At 33.8% G+C, this 22060-nt stretch carries 21 protein-coding genes; 2 read left to right on the forward strand and 19 right to left on the reverse strand.

Features of this window, described 5'->3' with window-relative positions; genetic code table 11:
- Positions 1-29: 29 nt before the first annotated feature.
- Genes ENLAB_RS02895 through ENLAB_RS02965 form a run of 15 tightly spaced genes read right to left on the reverse strand, consistent with a single transcriptional unit; the run spans position 30 to position 13713 of the window.
- Positions 30-1478: an oligosaccharide flippase family protein gene (locus ENLAB_RS02895; protein ID WP_244352501.1), complete on the reverse strand. Its 1449-nt coding sequence runs from the start codon at positions 1476-1478 to the stop codon at positions 30-32.
- Between the two features lie 11 nt (positions 1479-1489).
- On the reverse strand, positions 1490-2599 hold the full coding sequence (locus ENLAB_RS02900; protein WP_244352503.1) for a polysaccharide pyruvyl transferase family protein: 1110 nt from the start codon (positions 2597-2599) through the stop codon (positions 1490-1492).
- Positions 2578-3696, reverse strand: a complete 1119-nt coding sequence (locus ENLAB_RS02905) for a glycosyltransferase (protein WP_244352506.1) — start codon at positions 3694-3696, stop codon at positions 2578-2580. Before ENLAB_RS02905 ends, ENLAB_RS02900 begins: the two co-directional genes overlap by 22 nt.
- 18 nt (positions 3697-3714) lie before the next feature.
- Positions 3715-4818, reverse strand: coding sequence for an EpsG family protein (locus ENLAB_RS02910; RefSeq protein WP_244352508.1), 1104 nt, complete (start codon positions 4816-4818; stop codon positions 3715-3717).
- Positions 4819-4856: 38 nt separating this feature from the next.
- A complete protein-coding gene (locus tag ENLAB_RS02915; protein WP_244352510.1) occupies positions 4857-5723 on the reverse strand; it encodes a glycosyltransferase family 2 protein in 867 nt (288 codons plus the stop codon).
- Positions 5724-5758: 35 nt separating this feature from the next.
- A complete protein-coding gene (locus ENLAB_RS02920; RefSeq protein WP_244352511.1) occupies positions 5759-6754 on the reverse strand; it encodes a nitroreductase family protein in 996 nt (331 codons plus the stop codon).
- A 10-nt stretch (positions 6755-6764) separates the two neighbouring features.
- Positions 6765-7898, reverse strand: coding sequence for a polysaccharide pyruvyl transferase family protein (locus ENLAB_RS02925; protein ID WP_244352512.1), 1134 nt, complete (start codon positions 7896-7898; stop codon positions 6765-6767).
- A gap of 2 nt (positions 7899-7900) precedes the next feature.
- Positions 7901-8392 (reverse strand): PssE/Cps14G family polysaccharide biosynthesis glycosyltransferase, encoded by a 492-nt coding sequence (pssE, locus tag ENLAB_RS02930; protein ID WP_244352513.1) that lies wholly within the window; start codon positions 8390-8392, stop codon positions 7901-7903.
- A complete protein-coding gene (pssD, locus tag ENLAB_RS02935) occupies positions 8392-8841 on the reverse strand; it encodes a PssD/Cps14F family polysaccharide biosynthesis glycosyltransferase (protein ID WP_244352514.1) in 450 nt (149 codons plus the stop codon). Before pssD ends, pssE begins: the two co-directional genes overlap by 1 nt.
- A 16-nt stretch (positions 8842-8857) precedes the next feature.
- On the reverse strand, positions 8858-9544 hold the full coding sequence (locus tag ENLAB_RS02940) for a sugar transferase (protein ID WP_279612848.1): 687 nt from the start codon (positions 9542-9544) through the stop codon (positions 8858-8860).
- 20 nt (positions 9545-9564) lie between these two features.
- Entirely contained in the window at positions 9565-10329 is a 765-nt protein-coding gene (locus ENLAB_RS02945) for a tyrosine-protein phosphatase (RefSeq protein WP_244352515.1), read from the reverse strand.
- A 23-nt stretch (positions 10330-10352) separates the two neighbouring features.
- The gene (locus ENLAB_RS02950; protein WP_244352516.1) at positions 10353-11057 is read right to left on the reverse strand and encodes a CpsD/CapB family tyrosine-protein kinase; all 705 of its coding nucleotides are present in this window, start codon (positions 11055-11057) and stop codon (positions 10353-10355) included.
- A gap of 13 nt (positions 11058-11070) precedes the next feature.
- Positions 11071-11850, reverse strand: coding sequence for a YveK family protein (locus tag ENLAB_RS02955; protein WP_244352518.1), 780 nt, complete (start codon positions 11848-11850; stop codon positions 11071-11073).
- Between the two features lie 16 nt (positions 11851-11866).
- On the reverse strand, positions 11867-12796 hold the full coding sequence (locus ENLAB_RS02960) for an LCP family glycopolymer transferase (RefSeq protein ID WP_439711691.1): 930 nt from the start codon (positions 12794-12796) through the stop codon (positions 11867-11869).
- Between the two features lie 47 nt (positions 12797-12843).
- Positions 12844-13713: a hypothetical protein gene (locus ENLAB_RS02965; RefSeq protein WP_244352520.1), complete on the reverse strand. Its 870-nt coding sequence runs from the start codon at positions 13711-13713 to the stop codon at positions 12844-12846.
- 909 nt (positions 13714-14622) lie between these two features.
- On the opposite strand from ENLAB_RS02965, the gene ENLAB_RS02970 reads away from it, so the two are divergent.
- On the forward strand, positions 14623-16092 hold the full coding sequence (locus ENLAB_RS02970) for an AcpB/EbpR/MafR family transcriptional regulator (RefSeq protein WP_244352522.1): 1470 nt from the start codon (positions 14623-14625) through the stop codon (positions 16090-16092).
- Between the two features lie 259 nt (positions 16093-16351).
- On the opposite strand, the gene ENLAB_RS02975 is transcribed toward ENLAB_RS02970, so the two are convergent.
- The 3 genes from ENLAB_RS02975 to ENLAB_RS02985 all read right to left on the reverse strand — a co-directional run bounded on the left by ENLAB_RS02975 (position 16352) and on the right by ENLAB_RS02985 (position 19025).
- Positions 16352-17548, reverse strand: coding sequence for a 3D domain-containing protein (locus tag ENLAB_RS02975; RefSeq protein ID WP_244352524.1), 1197 nt, complete (start codon positions 17546-17548; stop codon positions 16352-16354).
- A 205-nt stretch (positions 17549-17753) separates the two neighbouring features.
- The gene (locus ENLAB_RS02980) at positions 17754-18521 is read right to left on the reverse strand and encodes a putative ABC transporter permease (protein ID WP_244352526.1); all 768 of its coding nucleotides are present in this window, start codon (positions 18519-18521) and stop codon (positions 17754-17756) included.
- Between the two features lie 141 nt (positions 18522-18662).
- Positions 18663-19025 (reverse strand): DUF7006 family protein, encoded by a 363-nt coding sequence (locus ENLAB_RS02985; RefSeq protein ID WP_223272947.1) that lies wholly within the window; start codon positions 19023-19025, stop codon positions 18663-18665.
- A gap of 496 nt (positions 19026-19521) precedes the next feature.
- Between ENLAB_RS02985 and ENLAB_RS02990 the strand changes: the two genes are divergently transcribed.
- The gene (locus ENLAB_RS02990) at positions 19522-20145 is read left to right on the forward strand and encodes a hypothetical protein (RefSeq protein ID WP_244352528.1); all 624 of its coding nucleotides are present in this window, start codon (positions 19522-19524) and stop codon (positions 20143-20145) included.
- A 66-nt stretch (positions 20146-20211) separates the two neighbouring features.
- Here ENLAB_RS02990 and ENLAB_RS02995 read toward each other — a convergent pair whose 3' ends face one another.
- The gene (locus ENLAB_RS02995) at positions 20212-22056 is read right to left on the reverse strand and encodes a glucosaminidase domain-containing protein (protein WP_244352530.1); all 1845 of its coding nucleotides are present in this window, start codon (positions 22054-22056) and stop codon (positions 20212-20214) included.
- Positions 22057-22060 lie beyond the last annotated feature (4 nt).

The following is a 22060-nucleotide window of genomic DNA, read 5'->3' on the forward strand; positions in this document are numbered from 1 at the left end:
TCCTTTCATTTTTATACTTAAATTGGGTTCTATTTTTTAAAAATTTTTTTTGCTTTTTGGAAAATTAGACTCAAATCAGTGAATCCCATTAGCTTGTTCAATTTTAACAAAATGGAACAAGCTAAAAAGACAACACTTCCCAATAAAACTTGAATAATAGTTGTAGAAACAGATGGTCTTAAATTGTATGTTACTGTATAGACAAACAAAAACATAAAAGCACCTGAGAAAACACTACCAATAATTAATTTCCAATTAAATTTAAAACTTGTTGTTTTTAATAAGACATCAGCTCTCATATAGCAAAGTAATATGTATGACACTAAATATCCTATCACAGCTCCATATATTCCCAAAAGAGGAATAGATATTATGCTGATTACAAAATTAACTATTGCACCAATAATAACAGTAAAGTTATAAGCTTTCATCTGTTTTTTTGGTATTAAATATTGTGCGGCAATAGCGGTTTGTAGAATTTGGAAGACCAATCCAATAGATAACAACGGAACAATTATTTTTAAAATTGTAAAATCTGGACCATAAAACCACGGAATCATTTTATTGTTTATTGTGATGATACCAAAGCTAATTGCTATTGAAAAAAACAGTTGAATGTGAATGGTTTTTTGAAGTAATTCAATCATTTCTTCTTCATTATTGTCATTAAATAAGCTTGACATTCTAGGAATCATGACAGTATTTAGAGAATTTATAATACTACCAGCAACTGCAACTAAATTATATCCATTTGAAAAAAAACCTACATCAGAAAAAGTAGCAAATAATCCTAATAAAGTTAATGAGACATTATAATAAAATTGAAAAGCAATCTTTGCTAGAAAGAAACTTAATGATGGTCTCAGGTGACTTAAGATTTTTTTTCTACTTACTGGAACCCAATCAATATACTTTTTGATTGTAAGCCATATCGACAGTTGTCCTAATAATGTACCTGTTCCCATTATAAAAAAGTATAGAATTAAATCACTTTTATCTTTGATAAAGAAATAAATCGATAAAAATGTTAAAATTTTTATTATAAAATTTCTTAATGTTAGAGTTTTAAAGTCTTCTAACCCACCTAATAGCCAAGAAATATCAAAAACACAACTTATTATTAACATTGATTGAATAAAAAAATAAAAACTATCATTGAAAAAAGGTATAATAAACAAATATATCGATAGTACTAGTATTGAAAATGAAGAGTTGAAAAAAAACAATTCCCAAAATTTTTCTGATAATAATTTTCTATCAGTTCTAACAATTGCAATTTCTCTCACACCATAGTTTTGAATTCCCAAGCCAGCTACAAGTGTAAAATAACTCGTTACTGAAAATACAAATTGATATTTACCAATGCCGTCAGGTCCTAATGCTTTAGAAACAATAGGAATTGTTATTATTGGTAGAACAATTAAGAGAAATTGATAGCTTGCTTGATAGATAAAATTTTTAGCTAGATTTGATTTCATTATTCATCACCCTATATTGGTTTGCCCAAAATATACCTCAGGTATTCCTTACTTTTTTCCCTCTCAATTTCTAATTTTTTTCTTACATCTGAAAAATCAATAGTTTTATATTTATTTAAATTCCCGCCTTGATATATTCTATCCATAAGGTCAAAAGTAGATAATAGTGTACTAATTCTATCATTCATTATTTGTCCGTCAATTCTATTAAACAACAAGAAATTTGTCTCCATTATAATCGAGAATACACCGCAATGAAAAGAATCACTTATAACAAGATCAGCGTTATTAATCAATTTAATAAAGTCAATTGGTCCTACAGCTAAATGATTCTTTTTGTAATAATTTCCCATTATGTTAACTATTTTTAATTCCTTTTCTTTTGCGTAGAGTTTAAGTTTATCGTTCAATTCATTGTTTAGCCCTGCTAATGAATAAACCAAAATGTATTTATCTTTTATTACTAACTCTTGTTTCGGATGACTTTTGATTAATGTTAAATATTGGTCTTTAGATATCAACATCGTTGGATCTAGAACAACTTTCGCTTCTTTACCACTTATTTTCTTAACAAGATCAACACTTTCATTTTCTCTAACAGAGATTTCATTCATTTCTTTTAGATATTTAGGAAGCTTTTTATTATTTGATTTTAAAATATTATCCGTAGCCATACTTGCAGCATATGAAAATCTTTTCTCCTCAGGAGCAAATCTTAACCACTGATCATCTATTAATCGCCAACTAGGATTCCAAACTTGATCGCTTCCAACTATAAAGCGATCAAAATCTTTTAACTCGGATCTATTATCATATTCAACATTGTTCAAATAATTTTCTCTAAACTCATCAAAAGATTTTGACTTCAAATCTATCATCTTCTTGAAGCTTATCTCTTTATCACTATTTCTATTCTTCAAAAATGTTTTTAAAGATTTTAACCTCTGTAAAAAACTAGTTTTTGGTTTCAATATTATCGTTTCCACGTTATATCCTAACGAGTATATTGCCTGCTCAAGAGCATAGTTTTGCAACCTATTACCATAATTATAATTTCCATTTATAGTTATAATTCCTATTTTTTTTCTCATTTTTTCTCCTAACAAAGTAAATTCATCCATTTCATTCTTATCATGTTTATAGAATATTTATCAACACGCTCAAAAGATTTCTTTGAATAATTCAACCTTAAATTACTATCTGAAATCATTTTAATTATCTCTTTAATAAAAATTTCTATATTACCATTTTCTACGAGTATCCCATATTCATTACTTGATCCAATTATTTCTCTTGGGCCTGGCGAATCAAAAGATATTACAGGAAGTCCACAACACATTGCTTCAGTAATAACCAATCCAAATCCCTCAAATCTACTGGTTAATATAAAAAAATCACTTTCAACGTAATGTTTAACTAATTTCTCTTCTTTCAGAATCCCTCTAATTATAACTTTATCTGCTAAATTTTTTTCTTCTACAGAATTTATGAACCGATTAAAATCTTTGCCATCTCCAGCTATACTAACCTTCCAATCAGATGGGATTTCTTCAATAATTCTTAGTAAATAATCTAGCCCTTTGATATTCCAATCCATTCGTCCGACAAATGAAATTGTTTTAAATTTAACTTCCTCATTTAGTTCTTTCTTATTAACTTTAGTCATAGTTAAAGGATTTTCTATTTTGTACACATTATTATGTATACCTTTATATTTAAGTTTATCCTCCTCACTTAGTACTATTAACTTATCAATGTATTTTAGATTTTCTAAAAAATCATGGTAAGTATCTTTAAAATAAATATTTTTATAACTATCGAAGTTACTATGAATCCATCCGATAAGATTACAGCCAGGACTAATACTTTTTATGTTTTTTGCATAGAGAATATCAGCTTCTGACAAAATAATATTCTTATAACTTTCTAAATTCAAATCTTTTTTAATTTTTTTAAAGTTTAATTGTTTTTTTTTATATAAATTATTTTTGTTAAGGGTTCCTAAAACCGAAATTGGGTGAAATAGGTAAAACTTCTTCAAATTTGAAGCTTCCTTATAGGTAAGTAATGGATTTAATGAGTACTGAAACGAGTTCCCTTTTAGACTAAATAAAGTTATATCCATTTCAGAAGACAATGCATTGGCAATACTTACTGTAGCCTTTTCTAGCCCACCTAGTGATAAACTATTCGATATAAACAGTGTTTTTTCTTCCATTAGTACCTCCATAATAGCTTAAAATACAATATATTCTTTCCAAAAAGGTATGTACGGAATGACTCCGCCTTCACTGCCCCGACCTATTAACCACCAGAAAATAAAGAAAAACCAAAATATAATTATTAAATTTATACTCTTTTTATTAATTATCTTCAATTTTTTAGAAATAAATAGAATATATATAGGGATAATAAAATAAGTTAGCCTAGTTAAAGAATAGTTTATTCCTCCTAGCCATCCAAATGACATGGTAATTAAACTTATAAGATATAAAAAATATTCTTCATTATTTTGAATAAACTTTTCCTTAATCAAAATTTTTATTAATAACACTGGAAACAAAAATAAAATAAATCTCATTGGAGAACCGAAGTTGTTCAATTGAATACTCGAAATATTTAAATCATCAATAAGATTATCTATCGTTTCTGGATATCTCGTTAGAATTATTGTTGATAATAATGTAAATAATATCATGAGCAACAATAAGTACCTCTGATTTATTTTTTCTTTAAACTTAGTAATGATATAGCATGTAAATATAATCAGAATGATAAAAACAGCACTTTTATGAATTAACACAGAACCAACAGCTAAAAGAATAGCACTTAAATATTTTCCTTTTGTTAACAAATAATAAACCCAAATTATGATGGCCATAGATAATATTTGTCTTAAAATGCTAAAAGAATACGCTAAAGTTACAACGTTAAAAATAAAGAAAGATAGTGTAGGATCCAATACCGCTCTATACCTTTTAAAAAACAATAAAAAGCTTAGTTCAACAACAAAAGTTGAAACTCCTAAAAAAATATGAATATTTCCTGTAAAAAAAGATACAATATAATTAAATAAAACATACCCCGTATCCGCCCACCTACTGTAATAATCAATTGCCACGGAGGGGCCAAAAGTGGACACTGTCTCAAAAATATTTTTTCCATATGTTGTTATATCAATTCCAACACTTAGGTTTCGTAACCCAGAGAAAACAGAAAGCACCATTACTGAAAGAAAAGTAGAAAAACCTGATAAAAAGAGCTCACCTTTTTTATACGATTTTTCTGACCACAAACATAAAATTGATGCGATGCTTATTATACTTAAATATATTAACATTTGTTCCTCACATTCTGATATCTCATCAAACAATACTACTATCTAAACTTTTTTAACCAATATAAAATTCCAAAAGGAAATGATAGTAACACTATTAAGTGATAATTTGTACCTTTAAAAATATTGGTCTTCTTAAACAAATTATAAGCAAGTATCTGACCTGCCGGTTTAATTACTTGAAGATACATCTTCCTTTTTAAATATAGCTGGATCTGTAAATTTCTGACATAGTAATATCCCTTCGGATTCTTAGCCCAAATCCTTATTATATTTTTACTTAAGCCATCTTGCAGATAATCACCTTCAATTATCGGTTCATGAATATAAACTCTATTCCCCTTCAAAAGCTTAGGAATTTCAATTGCACCTTCTGATATAAAATTTTCTTCTTTAAAAATAGGAAAGCTAATATCCTTGTAAGTATATGGTCTAGATAAAATAGAAATTTCTCTTACATTCAATTTCTTACTTCTCAAATCATATTTTTTAACAAGCTGCTCTTTCCTTGAAATTTTTTTAACATACTGATTTTTAAATTGGTACGGATAAACGATAGAAACAATGTCTTTTGATGTGGAGTACTTCTCAATATCTTCATTTAACTTATAAATAACATCTTCGCTGATTAAATAATCATCACTATCCACACAAATATTCCAATAACTATCAACAATTTTTAAAGCTAAATTTAAAGCAGTATGTTTACCGCCATTCTCTTTTTTTTCATACCTAATATCAATAGTATTCTCATTGATCCATTCTTTCACAATATCATGTGTCTCGTCTGTTGACCCATCATCAATAATTAACCAAAAAAAATTTTTGTTGGTCTGATTGCAAAGCGATTCATATAACCTTTTTAATTCTTGTTTCCTATTGTAAGTCGGCGTATAAATCGCTATCATATCTGTTAAATTCTCCTCAATTCGTTTTTCTATATTCAAATAATTTTAACGACGTCTTCTAAAGATTTTCTGTCAGAAACGGGTACAGTTACTTTATCTTTAAACTGACCTATCGCAATAAATAATATTACTTGCTCACTAGAATCAATTTCTACTATTTTCCTTATCTGCTTTTCACTCTTTGAATCCATCATTGCATTAAGTGTAACACAGGCTAGTCCTTCATATTCTAATCCATAAATTATTGACATGGATAATAATCCACCATCTACAAAAGCTTCATTTCTTTCCACAGGGCTCAGAAATGAGGAATTTGATACACATACTGTTAAAAGTATTTCAGGTAATTTCGGATACCCATTAAACCCTTTCTGGAAGTAAAGAATATCTTTGATAAGTGTTTTATTTTCTGTCAAGTAAACTTTCCATCCTTGTCTGTTGCAGACAGATGGCGTTTTTAAAGCATTTTTTATTGCGGATAAAACTAGTTTTGAATCCACTGCCTCACCAGAAAAATCCCTAACACTTGCTCTATTTTGTGATAACTCATAAAAATTTTTATTCTTGTTATTTTTCTTATCATCTAAAAAGACAGTTTTAACTCCTGCAAATTTAAATTGACTATCTTCTTGTAAAAAAGCAGGGACAATAATTTCAGATAGAAATGAAGTATCTTCATTCATAGCTTTGTGCTTATCAATATAACGTAATATTATTGATCTACCTTGCTTATATGCAAACATATCTTTAGAGTAATTCTGTTCTTCATAAATCAATAAACAATCATTCAGTGTAGAAAGTGCTTTTCTTCCGAAGCCTTTCCTAAAATGATGTTCTCTTGATAGTCCCTTTTCTATTGCGTGAACATTATACATGATTCGAGATGACAATTGATCGAAAGTAGCATCATAAATTGATAACGCAGCCGATTTAGAAAATCTCTTAATATCTTTATGAGCTAGATATCTCAATCTTATCTTTTGTAAACACTTTTTAAAAAATTCCTTACTTTTTGAATTATTGAATTTCAAATTATTACCCTCACTTTAATACTGTTTTCAAATAAGTATAAGTATCATTTCTTTTTTGCTCAAGTATTTCATATACTTGGTCATAATTGATGGTCTCTAAAAAAGATTTCTCCAAACTGATTTCACTTAAATCATATATACCTCTACCAATAAGATTAAAAGTGTTAAGTAAAAAAGTTAATTTTTCTTCATTGCCATAATTTAAACCAGTGCTTTTTCTGATCAGTGTGATAAAATTTTTCTTATTTATCAGAGAAAAGATAGTTCCATGAAAAGTATCCGTAATTATAAAACTCGAATCTCTGAAATATGCTAATAATTCGAATGGTGTACAATCTATAAACTCATCGCAACAGTCTTGAACTCCTCCAAAGCATAAAATTTTCAAGTTTTTTTTGCGAGCAAATTCTTTTATAATATTATTTTCAAGTTTGTTTAACCTCCCAGAATATCCATAAACAATTAAATAGGGAGATTTGTATATAGTTTCTTTGGGTATGAGAGGCTCTTTTTCCATAAAATCATAAGCTAAGACTGGATCCACATGTACCTTAGGTGATCCGATCCCTAAACTCTCAATTATCTTTTTAGAGTTATTATCTCTAACCGATATATGATCAAAACGGGAAAAGTTTTCAAAAATTTCTTGTTTTAAATTATATTTATTTATCTTATCTATGGTTGTATTACCAAATGAACCTGCATATGAAATTAAAGTTTTTGATTTTGAATTTTTACCGAAAAGATCTAGCGAATATCCTACATTTGTATTTGATTGAACACAATTGAACACTTCATCACTGCCAATGATTAAAAGATCTAAATTTGTATCATAGTTCTTATCTTTTGAAATTCCTAGTAGAGGAAAGTACCTTTTTGAATATCTTTTCTTATGATAAAAAAATTTCATCTTATTTTTCAAAGTATTATCGATTGAGTTATACTCTGTAAGTTTTTTTATTACCCGAATAATTCCCTTTGATTTAGAATCTGTTTTTAATAATACCTCACCTGGTTTATAGTCTACAAAAGTAACTTTTATGTCATTATCAATAGACTCCAACATTTTTTTAAGTCCATAGGCTTGCAAAAAAGAGCCATAATTAAAAATTCTTTGCATTGACATGATACCAACTTTTTTCATTATTATTCTCCTAATAATTCTTTAACTAATTTTTCTAGTTTTTTATTAAAATTCTTATTATTTGAAACGAATGACTCTCTATTTTCTTCATTATAATTAACAATTTTTGACCCCAGATCGTGAATATCCTCGACTAGAATAAAATTATAACCTCTATTTTTGATTTCTAGAGAAAAATCTAATTGATGATCATTCACATGTTCCCCATAGCAAAGTCTCCTCGGGACAACTATGGGAATTTTTTTCTTCTCTAACACGCTTAAAAAACTAGCTGGTCCTCCATGTGTTATGACAATTCGAGCAGTGTTAATCTTCTCCTGCATTTCATTGTAACTTAAAAATTCCTTCCATTTACAGTGGGTGGGAATATATGTGGAATAGCCAATTTGAACAAACACTTCATCATTGATAGTTTTATTCTGAACCAAGGTATCAATTTCCTTAATTACCCTATCAAATTGTTGTTCATGTGTCCCAACTGTAACAAAAATCATCAAAAAATACCTCCTAGATTTATTGCCTTTGGATATACCTTTCTCATCTCTTCCCACTGAACAATAAACAAATCTGTAACAGCATAAACTAATTTACCAGTGAGCGTTGGTTTATCAATCCTATCGAACACCTCAATATAAACTGTTTTTATTTTTAAAAGTTTACCTACAAAGAAAAAAGGCACAGCGACTGCAGCACCAGAAGATATAATAATGTCAGGTTTTTCACTCTTTAAAATCTTAAATGCTAAATACGTATTTTTAATAAGGTTTTTAACATTTCGATTTGTAGGAAAGTAACAATTATATTTTCTCTCATTAGCCAAAATATTTTTTGCATCTTCCTTATCAAAAGTTACCCAAAATCGTTCTTTATTTCCCCAAAAAGGTTCCAATAAATGTAAATGTGTCAAATGTCCACCACTTGAGCCTACTAAACAAATCTTCAAGACAATCCTACTTTCTTCAATATGCGCTATTTGGTTTTATCATAATTACTACTGTCTTTAAAATAATCTTCAGATCATATAAAAGACTGCTATTTTTTATATAGTACAAATCTAGTCTCACCATTTCTTGGAACCCAACTTCATTTCTTCCACTTGTTTGCCACAATCCCGTGCAACCTGGTTTAACAAACAGACGTTGAGTATCATACATGCTATATTCATCAACTTCTCTTTGTAACGGAGGTCTAGGACCTACTAGACTCATTTCACCTTTAAGTACATTAAAAAGTTGCGGGAGTTCATCAATGCTAGTTCTTCTTATGAACTTTCCAATTTTGGTTACTCTTGGATCTTCTTTCATTTTAAACATTGCTCCTTGCACTTCATTGTGTTGAAGTAAAAACTCTAATTTCTCCTCGGCATCCACACACATCGAGCGAAATTTATACATTTTAAAAGTTTTTCGATTCTTACCAACTCGCTCCTGTGAAAAGAAAATTGGGCCAGCCGAATCCTCTTTTTTTATTTTATATGCAACAATAAGAAAGAGTGGTGAAAGAACTACCAACCCGATCACACTTCCAAAAATATCAAATATCCTTTTCATAAGTAAATAAAAATATTTTGAATCAATCTCTTCTTTGCTGATTATTATTTCTTCTCCTACTTTTTTTATATCACTATTAAGATTAGATACATTCACTTCGTCCACCCTAATTCCTCCTAGAACAATCCAAACTTTTTCTTTTTAGCTATTATCGATTCTGGATAATCTATTTTGTCTCCATTTATCAAATCTTTTGTGACTTGCTTCATTAAAGAAACTTTTTCTAATCCATACTTGTCTGCTATAGCATCATAAGCGTCTTTTAGATAAAAGGATCTTTTTTTTACTCCATGAGCATCCGAAGCTACCATCTGAACCAGATTATGCTCTACCATTATTTTTGCCGTTTTTTGAATATCTTTACCAAATATCCCGACGTAACTTGGAGCAGTAAGTTGTGCCAAACAACCCATTTCTAAAAATGGAATCAAGTTATTAGGATCCTTTCGAAAATGAGCATTTCGTTCTGGATGAACGATTACAGGAACTTTCCCCATTTGTAATAGTTCAAAAAAAACTTGTTCTGTATATGAAGGAACTTCCATCGTAGGAAATTCTATCAAGATATACGTATCCTCAAGGTCTGTAAATAAAATCTCATCATTTCGTATATCCTCAATTAAATCACCTGTAATTCGAACTTCTTGTCCTTCTAATACAGTTAATGGCAACTTTCGTTTGTCTAATTCTGCCTGTAAAGATGCGACAAGAGAAATGACCTCTGACTTAGGATTTGTATACTTCCCATTATTATGATGTGGTGTACACAAAATATGTGTAATACCTTGACTAACAGCTTGTTCAGCCATGGCAATACTTGCCTCAATATTTTCTGCTCCGTCATCAACACCTGGCAAAATATGACAATGTAAATCAATCATTTCTCCCGTCTCCTTTATATCATTTAGTTTCCATAATAATAGTAATAGCCTGAATCTTTACTATTTTCGGCACCATTATAAACAACCCCTAGAATTCTCGCTTGAACCATAGCTAATAAGTCTTTTGCTTTTATAAGTGAATCCTTTCGGGAAACATTTTCCCGAACAACCAGCAAAGTACCATCTGCTTTAGATGCCATAATTTGAGCATCCGTTACTGCAACCACAGGAGGCATATCGAAAATAACCACATCGTAAATATTTTTCGCTTCTTCAATCACTTGATTCATTCTAGAAGATCCTAACAGTTCGGATGGATTTGGGGGTTTTGGCCCACTAGTTAGCACAGAAAGATTATCGATAACTGTTTTTTGTGATGCTTCTAACACGCTTGTTGTTGTACTTAAAACTGTACTTAAACCAGAAGCGTTGTTTAGATTAAAGGTTTTATAAACCGTAGGCTTACGCATATCGGCATCAACTAACAAAACCCGTTGACCAGATTTTGCAAAGACAACTGCTAAATTCGCAGAAGTCGTAGATTTTCCTTCTCCTGGACCAGAAGATGTGATTACTAATGTTTTGATCTGTTGATCGGCTGAGGACGCAAATTGAATATTCGTTCGTATTGTTCTGTATTGCTCTGAAATAGGTGACGATGGGTCAACCAATGTAATTAAGCTAACCGCATGTGTTTGTGTTCCTTTATGCTCTTTTATCTTCGCCATTCATCTTCCCTCCTTAAACTCTTGTGCGGCTACGGCGTGATTCAGGTGCCTTGTCGCTTGTATTTTTTTTGATCATTGGTGTTACTGGTTTTTTCTGAATGGTCGCGTTTATTTCTTTCGCTGACATTTGTGGAACTGTTCCTAGAATCGTGAAACCTAATGTTTCCGTAACAAATTTATTATCTTTTACAGTCCGATCTAACAGTTCCAATAGAAAAGCAATACCGAAACCAACTAAGATTCCCAAAACTAAGCCAATTGCTAAATTAAGTTTATTGTTTGGTGATACCGGGGAAGAACTTGCTTCTGCGTTGGAGATGATTGAAATTTTATCCACGCTCAATACATCTTTTGCGTTTTCTTGGAAGACTAATGCTGTTGTATTTGCGATGTTTGCAGCATAAACAGAACTTGTATCTGTAGCCCTTATCGAAAACATTAGTGAGTTTTGTGATTGTGTCACTTCGACAGAATCTTTCAATTCTTGCACACTTTTATCGATACCATATTCCGATTCTATTTGGTCTTTCACCTGGTTAATAACTAGATCACCTGTAACTAACTCTTTATAGGTATTGATCATTTGTAAATTCATATTTACATCATTGGCATTTGTTGTTTCAGTTTGTGGCAAAGTCACAATCAATTGCGCTTGAGAACGATAGGTGGGTGTAAGGATAAAAAAGGTAACAATCGCTGCTAACGCCAATCCGACAAACATCGAGATTAATATTGATGTCAGGTGTTTCCGTAATATATCAAATATTTCTTTTAAACTAATAGTCTCTTCCATATTTCTCCACTTTCTTCTAGTTATTGATATCTAACTGGTCTTTAAGGATACTTTGCACACGATTTAACTCTTCATCACTCACACGCTGATAAGAAATTCCATCCTGCATAAATCCTTCACCTTGTAGTTGGTCTTGTTTGATTGTCTGAAAAGCACTTCGGTAATTTAATGCCAATGTCCGCATATCATCAAAACTCATATCAGTTTTCATATTGTTCTCAACTGCATTCAAGATAGTCTGATATTGACTAACCCCATCTAGACTGAGAACTTTTTTTACGATTGCTTCAACCATCTTACGTTGTCGGTCTTGTCGGCCGTAGTCTCCATTGGGATCATCATATCTCATTCTTGAATAAGCGAGTGCTTGTTCCCCGTTTAATTTTGTACGTCCAATTGTAAAATCAAAGCCATCTTTTGAAAAAGTCAAATCATTATCAACTTCAATACCGCCGACTGCATCAACTAACTCTTTCAAGCCTTCCATATTAAGAGATACATAATGATCGATGGGGATATCTAAAAATTTCTCAACCGTGTTCATAGACATGGCTGCCCCTCCAAAGGCATAAGCATGATTGATTTTATCTGTTGTTCCATGTCCTACGATATCAACATAGGTATCGCGAGGAATACTCACCACTGTCGTCTGATTGTCTTGTGGGCTGATAGTCGCAACCATCATGGTATCGGAACGGCCTTGCTCCACTCTCCCCAAATCACCTGTATCGATGCCCATCAATAAAACCGAGAAAGAATCTTGTTGGGATAGGTCCACATCGTTTTCACGTAAGCGATCTTCGCGATCACGTTCGACAGATTCATAGGTTTGTTGCATTGAATTTGATACATCAAAATATAACTTTGCAGCAACACCGACGATTCCGATGACTAATACTGCAACAATTCCAAAGATAATTAAAAAAATCTTTTTTCCTTTTGACATTTGCTTTCCTCCAGTTATCTCTAATTTTCTTCGACCCTTCACTTATGCTAGTAAACGACGTCTGAATTTGGATCGGTCCAAGTGCCGTCTCCTGCGGAAGTATCGTTTGAATAACTTTCTGTCGAGGCAGTGGATGAGTAACTGCTATAACCGGTATATCCCATTTGTGTCGCGACTTTGTCTGCAAGTTCAGTAAATCTTTCTTTTAACTCTTCATTACGGACTTTGCTAATACTATCAACAGCAGTTAGGTATTTTTCCAAGGTCACTTCACTGGTCACTGTATCATCTTTAAGCATTTCATCAAACGTTCCTTGTAATTTTGCAATGCGGTCCAATTGAGTATCCGCATATTCTAGATAGGAAACAACTAACTCTTTCCATTTACTATCTTCAAAAAAGCTCAGATTTTCACGGACATTACCAACATCCGTTTCTTTTAGATCGGCTCTAATGATGACATCATTTTCAGCACTTTGCCAATTTGAAACGCCTTCAGTAAACAAGGCCTCCGTATCCGCCTGTACTTTTATTTTTGCCTCGATGTCTTTTAACTGATCATCAAGGGCGGTTTTTTCTTGTTGGATCTCGACTGACTCACTAGGTAATGCATCATCATCGATCCCATAATCGTCTGCAGATACTTTCACTGCAGAAAGTTTTGCGACTGTTTTAAGAACGTCTTCTTCTTTAAGATCTTTTCTCAAAAACGTTTGATCTTCGTTGCTGTAAAATTCAGCAATTTCATTCGACAACTCATTGATGCGATCTTTTTCGCTGGCAATTGCTGTCTGTGCATATTCGACACGCTGCTGGTACTGTCGCTGGTTATTTTGTCGATACCCCACTAGACAAATCGCAACTGCGCCAATACCAACGGCTAAAACAGTCAAAGTCTTTAATAACGGCTTTCCCATGAACACACTCCCTAATTCAATTGTGCTTGTTTCAACAATTTGCCTTTGTACCGCAAAATAAAGGCAATTCTAGTTTATTATAAGAGAAATGGAAGATTAAATAAAGGAAATTTCCGCTTTTTCTTTTATATATATTTATTTTTCATCATATAATATCCATTATTCGGAATACTTTTAGTTATTTTAATAAAGCATAAAGAACATGTTTCTTCGTTGACAACTATAAAAAACCTTCATTTTAAATATCTAACAAATTAGTTAAAAAGCTTTGTTATCAATGCTTTCAAAACAAATAAGTGAAATCCCAAAAAAAAGGATTCAAAACGCAAGTTATATTTTTTCGTGATCTCTTTATTATAGTCATGCAGCTAACGAAATTAAGAAAAATCAGAAAAATTTTTCAAAAGTTTTTTAACCGCTCCTCTCAATCAGGTCTTCGACCCTTGCTGTAGCCGGATCGAAGCAACAAAAGAAGCTGCATTGTCATCCAATCCTGAATAAAAATTATAAGTTGTAGTTGTGCTCGCTCAAAAATTCTTCTTCATATCAAAACAATCCTTACTGGCTAGATGAAAGAAAGTTTAACGAGCTTTACATTTTTCCAGCAAATTCATCTAAGTTGAGTTTTCCAACTCTTTTTTTCGTCTATAAAACTTCTATAATTAAACTTAATACGAAATCAATTGTAATTGTACAAGCAAAAAACGTATCTCTACCTATTATAATAGAGACTCACTTCGCACCTTTACTGTCTATTGCAACAGTCCTTATTATCATATACAAAATAGATTTTAATCCCACTTATATATTTCACCAATCGATGAAATATGTGATTTGTTTTTCCATCCCTAGTTTCTTTAAGATGTATAAGAAAGAGTTTTGCTTTTTCTTCATGAAAGGAGCTGCATCTTGAGAAATTTTCAAAATAACTTCATTACTAATACGGCTACGATTCGATGGCTGAAAATTTTAATGGCATTCGAAAAAAATCACCATTGCTCAACTGTCGGCTTAGCAAAAACATCAGGAAGTACGACTCGTACGATCATGACAGATATTACGAATTTAAAAGAACACTTCGGTGACTGCCTTATGATCGACTCTTCACACAAAGGGTATTTTTTTTCTATAAAAAATTCTTCTGATTACCTTACAAAAAAACGTGCTTTGATTGCCGATGAGATTTTATTCCATATCATTGAAAGTATTTTTCATCACGATTTACTTACTTCTTCTGAATGGGCAGAAAAATATCATATATCTGAGAGTACTGTTTTGCGGTATTTGCGAAAGGTTCAACCCATTTTTTCCTCTTATCGTTTGGAAATTCAAACCAACCCAGTCAGCTTTGTTGGGGAAGAAATCAACATTCGCAAATTTTTTCATGATTTCTACTATGAATCCGAGATTACTGGCCATACGATTTTTCCGCCCATCGCGATTCAAAACATCACTGCCAGTGCATTTTCAAAGTGCTATCAGCTGAATCAACATACTTGCTCTTTCGGTGAGTTTAATTACTATTTGTATATCACCTTCGAACGGCATTGCATTGGTCAGCCTATCTCCTTACCAAAGCCAGTCAAAGCTATGTTCGAAAACTACAATGATTTCAAGTTATTTTCCGAAATCAACGAATCCATCGAGGAGCAATACCAAAGAGATCTTCCTTATGAGGAAATGCTCTATTTATTTTTATTAGTGAAAACGCGACGATCGATCAGCAACCTGACCATTGAACATACGTTTTGCAAAGAATACAACCATTGGCCTGAACTCAAAAAACTTGCGGCATTATTTGTAAACGACTGCATACCAGATTCACCAGATCCTGCTCGCGATCAACTTTTGATCGAATCATTCTTTACCGTAGCAAAAATCAAACAATTATTATCGCCTTTGCTAAACCACATGATTTCTGATGCCATCCAATTTGTAGAAGATAGTTACCCGGATGATTTTCAATTATTTAAAACTTACTTGTTCACGCAACCTATAGCTCGTGATACTTGGGATAGTGAGACATTGAATCACTTGAGTACAAGTTTAACAATGTACATCTCCTCCATCAGATCGTTGTATTGGCAAGAAAAAAAGAATATTGCCTTTTTATTTGAAGGTCCTTATTATCTATGCCAATTACTAAAGTGCAAGTCTGTCCGTTATTTGCGCAGTTTTCGTACCTTTTATTTCCCGGATTCCAACGAATTGTCGCAAGCCTATTTAGAAAAGAATCAGATCGATTTGATCGTAACGAACTATACGGAATACATCACTGAGTACGCCCAGAACATTGATTACCTGCTCCTTAAAACCTTTCCGGATGACTATGACTGGGAAGCTTTAGAAGCGAAACTAAACACGAATTTCAATAGTTAATTTTGCTACTGGTGTCTTTCTTCTTTTCTCTTTGTTATTATTTGGCAGTCTGAGGTGAATCTATAATGATCGTTCTTGCCGGAAACGATCATCTATGGGAATTGAAGGGATTGTGATTTATTTAACATAGATATTTTGACTGACTAAAGATAATCAAACAGAGTGCTAGAAATGACCCAAAAATCAGGTATTTACGGCACTCTGTTTTATTGAAGAAAAGCCAAAAAAAAAGAAGCAGGCCTCTGCTTCTTTTTTATGATTAATCTAAGATCGTGACTTTTACTTGACGACGTCCCCATTGGATACATTGTGCTACATTATCAAAGTGAACATCGATAATGTGCCCTTTGATCGCGCCACCAGTATCAAGTGCTAGTGCTACGCCATAGCCTTCAACATTGACTAAAGTGCCTAGCGGAATCACGCTTGGATCAACGGCAACTGCCATTGGATTTTTACGTAAATCTGTACCACTTGCGGTAAAGAAGCTCGCACCAGCTTCTTTATACGAGTAGGCAGTTGATTCCATCATCAATGTCCGACCACTACTTGTATCGCTATTGCTAGTATTGTTGTTGCTTGTATTGCTTGAACTGCTATTCGAGCTACTATTACTGTTACTGCTTGAAGAGCTATTCGATGATGACGTGCTGCTTTGAGTCGTGTTGCTGCTAGATGATGCAGACGATTGTGATTCAGAAGAACTTGAACGTTCAGCCGCTTGTGCTGCTTCTTTTTCCTCTTTTTCTTTCGCTGCTTGTTCTGCCGCTTCTTTGGCTGCACGTTCTTCCGCTGCTTTTTCAGCGGCTAAACGAGCAGTTTCAGCTTCTTTGCTTGAAGCGATTTGAGCCAAGGTTGATTCATTTTCTTTCAACTGCGCTTGAAGATTGGCGATTTTTGAATCTAGCGCTTTGGCTTCTGATTCTAGTGCTGTTTGATTTTCTTTCAACGATTGCTGAGTAGATTGCGCTTTTTCTTCTAATGTTTCAAGCTTTTCTTTCTCAGCCGTCAATGAATCGATCTTTTCTTTTTCCAAGTTTTGCAGCATCGTCATGGCATAGGCACGATTGATGAAATCTTGGATGTTCGATGATTCTAATAGGACGGTCCAATCTCTGGTTGCCCCACCATTGACTTGGATATCTTTCATACGTTCCGCAACGACTGCTTCACGCTTTTCAATTGTTTCTTGTGCAGTTTTGATTTCTGCTTTGGTTGTTGCTAATGATTCTTCATTTTCAGCGATTTGAGCTTTTAACTCTTCTACTTCGCTGTATTTCGCATTCACATCAGTCAATGCAATCTGCACTTCCGTACTGATTTCCTGACTTTGCTGCATGACGGCACTTTCTTGCTCTTGCAATGATTCAAGTGACTCAGCCTGCGCAAAGATGGGAGAAACGATTCCTGCCGCAAAGACAGCGACAACGATTGTTCGTAGTTTCTTTGCCTTCAAAAAATTCCCTCACTTCTCACTATGGTTTCCAACATATCCTATTATACAAATTCTTAAGAAGAATTTTATTGCAAGACCTTTACAATTTGTTACAAATTATCGTAAAAGTGGGAGTTTTAACAGTCTTTTCCATTGGATTTCAGACAGAAGTGGGAAGAATCAGCTTTGATAAGGGTTTATTTTCTGTAACACTATCGTAACAATGCTATTTTTTTCTGCGAATAGCCTCGATGAAGCGCGACAATTCTTGGCTGCTTTTTATCTGATTGATTTCTAACTTTTGAAAGTTTTTTAAGAGTCTTCTTTGATGGAAATTCAACTTCGGTAGATTCTGTTTTAAGATGCGCCATTCTTCTGGAAATGCTGCAAATCGCCCTTGCCAATCATTTTTATATTGCTCAATGTTTTCAGCCAACTCTTTTTTGTGTTGTTCAAAGGCTTGATTGACTTGTTGCACAGCTTTCTGAAAGGCAACCAAATTTGCCAAAGTATACCCCATATCAAATGAAAGGATCATCAACAAGAAAACCGGCAATAAAAATCCTGTACGTTCTACTAATGTTTGAACAAAAACAAGCATCTGGGGATGAATAAATCGAACGATGATCACGCAGCACGCTCCCCAAAATACGGAGATTGGCAGTGCTACTCTCCCATTGATATTCAAAGGGACATTATTATAGTCCCACCATGAAGCGTGAAACAGTTTTTCCAATAGAAAACTCGTGGCATACTCCAAAATAGTTACTAGGATTGCGGCTGCAAAAAAAAGTAAGACAATATGTTGATGAATTGATCGTAATAGGTAGACAACGCCTAAAATACCAAAGCCATAAATCGGTGTGATGGGACCGACCAGAAAACCTCGATAAACAAAATGACCTGCTTTTATCGAGCAATAAATCGTTTCCCACAACCAGCCAATAAATGAATAGCAAAAAAACAATAAAATAATTCGTTCAAATTCGAACATACGTATTTACTCCTTTCAAAAAATGATGACGTATTATTGCGGTACTTTTCCTATTCATCATACCACAAAGTAAGCTATCTCATTTTCAGTTCAAAGTGACGTTCTCTCAGTGAACAGCTCATTTTATTGTTTCCTATGCTTTTATTGATTCCCAAAAATAATGGATGGATGGACTTGTTCCTTTAAACTATACCCACATAATTCTTTGTTGAAAGTAAAGTGATCTTGTTCTACGTTGGCAATGATTTCCTCCTCTGAAAATCCATGGAAATCGTAATCATTGATATAACTACGCAACAAGACCAATTTTGCATCAATCAGAAGTACTCTTTGGATATCTGTCCAAAAAGTTGTTTCTCGATTCTTTAAAATTTTTTTCAGTTCTGCTTCTTGTTCTAACCAATAAGAATAAACAACTGGCATATCCTCTCGAATATCAGCTGGCGATAGACCTTCACGCATTTTTTTTAAGTATTCATTAACTGATGGATATAGCAATTTCATTCCCCCTAAGTATATTATTGAACCAATTTTCCCCAATAGAGATGACTGTCGTTCTGCGATGTTCGTTGATTTCTCGGGGAAATCTTATTTTACTTTCGCTTGAAATTCCCCATATAAAGTAGTTTTTATGATAAGAACATAAAGCATATATTTTGCATCAATAAAGAAAAAGAATACGATCAATTTTTAGATGCGTTCCATGCAATTTTCAACTTCACCATTTTTTTTATGCTTCCTTTCTTATACTAAGCATATCAAAACTACTCTCATATTTATAATCAACTTTTGCATCCATCTAGGAAAAAAGTGAAAACAAGCCTTTATAATCTTTTATTTTTTGACTTTGTTTCATTATTTTCATCATCAAGAAAAAGAAATTTCACCTTATTCATGCAATAACTGAGAATATTTTATTGCGTTATTTTCTTTCCTATTATACGATTAACTAAATAATGTTGGTTATTTGAAAGCACATACGAAGGGAAAAGTGAGAATAATGAAAAAAAGTGTTGTTTTAAGTTTGTTGGGGTTTACACTTCTTTTTGCTGGATGTACACAAAAAAAAGAAAATTCGGCGGGAGAAAGTTCGCAAAGTGCAAGCACTTCAAGTATGGCCATGACATCTTCCACAGAAATGAATCAAGAAGCAACGGCCTCATCTAGCGAAGCTGCTTTACCGAGTTCAGAACAAACCATCACAGGGGTCAGTGGTACAAACTACAAGATTGCGTTACCTAGCAATTGGCAAGAAGTACCAGATTTTACTTCATTGAATCCTGACAATGATTTTATGTTGTCAGATGCATTAGAAACGAAGTACTTAGCTGCTGTCGTTGAATCAAAGCAAGATTTCGCCGATTTAGAAACTTATCTCGGGTTGGTTCAAGAAAATTTGGCAACGAGCTTTGATACGACTGCCACCTTTTTACCAATTCCTGACACCAAAGCCTATTTCGTTGATTTCCCAGCAACCGTTGAAGGACTAAATATCCACTATATTTATTATGTCCTTGAAACAGAAAATAATTATGTGCAGTTATACGGTTGGACATTGGAAAGTTTGTATGACTCCTCAAAAGATGAACTGACAGCGATCATGAATAGCTTCAAAGAAGAATAATTAAAAAACATCTGTAAACCACTTTTGCGTCCAATCGCAAAAAATGATTACAGATGTTTTTCTTTTTTATCTACTTACTACTAGTCGTTGCCCTACCACAATCAATGAACCAGAAAGATTGTTCCACTGCAACAACTGATTTACTGTTACACCGTACCGTTGCGAGATTCCCCACAAGGTATCTCCCGAACGCACCGTATGAGTGGTGCTACTTGAAGAGGTGTTATTTTCTCGAACATAGGCGGCACTTACCCACCCACGACCTTCAATTCGATACCAGATATTGTTGCCGTTGACACTCGTCCCGGTCTTTTGGGCAACGGCTCGAAAAGAAGCGTTGTTTGATAAGGAACCGACAATGTTGGCACTAGTAGAAGCGTCTGAACGGATGTTTAAGGTCGCCGTTGTTCGAAACTCTTTATTGATGCTTTGCTCGGTATTGTTACTTCCTGAGCTTACTTCGCTGACATAGGCGGCACTTACCCACCCACGGCCTTGGATCCGATACCAGACATTGTTGCCATTCACACTGGTTCCGGTCTTTTGAGCGACAGCTCGAAAGGTCGTATTATTCGCCAACGAGCCGACAACTGAGGCGCTAGTTGATGCATCTGAACGGATATTTAAAGCCGCCGTTGTTCGAAATTCTTTATTGATACTTTGTTCGGTATTGTTGTTATTCCCATTATTGTTATTACCATTCCCACCCGTATTTGATGAGATCTCTGTCACATGAGCGGCACTTACCCATCCACGACCTTGAATCCGATACCAAGTCGTATTACCGTTGACACTGGTTCCGCTTTTTTGGGCAACTGCTTGGAACGTCGCATTGGTAGCCAGTGAACCAACGATCGAGGCACTGGTGGAAGCGTCTGAACGGATATTTAGCGCTGCATTTGTCCTGAATTGCTTATTGATGGCTTGTTCAGAATTGTTATTATTGTTGTTATTATTCGAACCGCCACCGCTTGAGGTATCGTATTGGGTCAAATTGTAGGTTTCGATCAAGTTATTCAGCTTACTTGCATAAGACGTGTCGGTTGCATAACGTCCTTGCAGCCACTGTGTCGCATCACGATAAGAACTGGTATTAGACTTCCATGCCCCATGGTAGAAGAAAACACCTGGCGAAAATGAGGTGGTTTTCAAAACGTGGGCATTGTCTTGAAAGGATTCTTTTAGCGAGGGATATTTACGAAACTTAGCAATAATCGGATAAAGATTGCCATTCCCGTCATCTTCCATCGTTTGCATCTCTACAAATTGTCCATTGTAAGATCCCTTGATGCCAAACATATTATTCGCAAGAGTGGTCAGTGTGGACTGGCCCCAACCGGACTCTAAGATTGCTTGGGCAATCATGACCGAAGCATACAGATCATTTGCTCTCGCCACTTCTTGGGCCATCGGCCCTACTTGCTGAATAAAGGCTTGTTGATTGGTAGAACGTGCCATTGGATTGTTGTAGTTCGGCATCACCTTCGTTTCAATGGCAATCCGCTCTTCTTCTGAAAGAACCGGGATGTCGCTCCCTATTTCTGTCTCTTTTTGTTCGGAAGCCGTGTCATCTGCCGGTGCCCTTTCAGGTACGTCTTCGCTTTCTGGCACTCCCACAACGTCAACGTTTGAGGAATCGGAATTGTCTTGTGTTCCTGATTCAGCATTCGTTGCGTTGTCTTCTACAACGATCACTGAATCTTGTGTTGAGTTATCTTGCGATGAGTCAGCTGTTTCAACGACCCGAACGCCATTTTGCGCTTCTGTTGACTCAAGCGTATCAGCTAAGACACTCACTGGCAAAATATTCACCGTGCTAACAAGTACAGCCGTTGTGGCTGCACTTTTGCGGTAAAACACTCCTCTTTTTTGTTTCATCGCTCGTCTGCGAATCATTTTTCTTTCTTCCATTTGT

The sequence above is a fragment of the Enterococcus innesii genome, assembly GCF_022846515.1.
Taxonomy (GTDB): Bacteria; Bacillota; Bacilli; order Lactobacillales; family Enterococcaceae; genus Enterococcus_D; species Enterococcus_D innesii.

Excerpts from the sequence above, each read along its gene's own strand:
- ENLAB_RS02895 (WP_244352501.1), bottom strand. The coding sequence starts at position 1,478 with ATGAAATCAAATCTAGCTAAAAATTTTATCTATCAAGCAAGCTATCAA.
- ENLAB_RS02900 (WP_244352503.1), bottom strand. The coding sequence starts at position 2,599 with ATGGATGAATTTACTTTGTTAGGAGAAAAAATGAGAAAAAAAATAGGA.
- ENLAB_RS02905 (WP_244352506.1), bottom strand. The coding sequence starts at position 3,696 with ATGGAAGAAAAAACACTGTTTATATCGAATAGTTTATCACTAGGTGGG.
- ENLAB_RS02910 (WP_244352508.1), bottom strand. The coding sequence starts at position 4,818 with ATGTTAATATATTTAAGTATAATAAGCATCGCATCAATTTTATGTTTG.
- ENLAB_RS02915 (WP_244352510.1), bottom strand. The coding sequence starts at position 5,723 with ATGATAGCGATTTATACGCCGACTTACAATAGGAAACAAGAATTAAAA.
- ENLAB_RS02925 (WP_244352512.1), bottom strand. The coding sequence starts at position 7,898 with ATGAAAAAAGTTGGTATCATGTCAATGCAAAGAATTTTTAATTATGGC.
- pssE (WP_244352513.1), bottom strand. The coding sequence starts at position 8,392 with ATGATTTTTGTTACAGTTGGGACACATGAACAACAATTTGATAGGGTA.
- ENLAB_RS02945 (WP_244352515.1), bottom strand. The coding sequence starts at position 10,329 with ATGATTGATTTACATTGTCATATTTTGCCAGGTGTTGATGACGGAGCA.
- ENLAB_RS02950 (WP_244352516.1), bottom strand. The coding sequence starts at position 11,057 with ATGGCGAAGATAAAAGAGCATAAAGGAACACAAACACATGCGGTTAGC.
- ENLAB_RS02955 (WP_244352518.1), bottom strand. The coding sequence starts at position 11,850 with ATGGAAGAGACTATTAGTTTAAAAGAAATATTTGATATATTACGGAAA.
- ENLAB_RS02960 (WP_439711691.1), bottom strand. The coding sequence starts at position 12,796 with ATGTCAAAAGGAAAAAAGATTTTTTTAATTATCTTTGGAATTGTTGCA.
- ENLAB_RS02965 (WP_244352520.1), bottom strand. The coding sequence starts at position 13,713 with ATGGGAAAGCCGTTATTAAAGACTTTGACTGTTTTAGCCGTTGGTATT.
- ENLAB_RS02980 (WP_244352526.1), bottom strand. The coding sequence starts at position 18,521 with ATGTTCGAATTTGAACGAATTATTTTATTGTTTTTTTGCTATTCATTT.
- ENLAB_RS02985 (WP_223272947.1), bottom strand. The coding sequence starts at position 19,025 with ATGAAATTGCTATATCCATCAGTTAATGAATACTTAAAAAAAATGCGT.
- ENLAB_RS02990 (WP_244352528.1), top strand. The coding sequence starts at position 19,522 with ATGAAAAAAAGTGTTGTTTTAAGTTTGTTGGGGTTTACACTTCTTTTT.
- ENLAB_RS02995 (WP_244352530.1), bottom strand. The coding sequence starts at position 22,056 with ATGGAAGAAAGAAAAATGATTCGCAGACGAGCGATGAAACAAAAAAGA.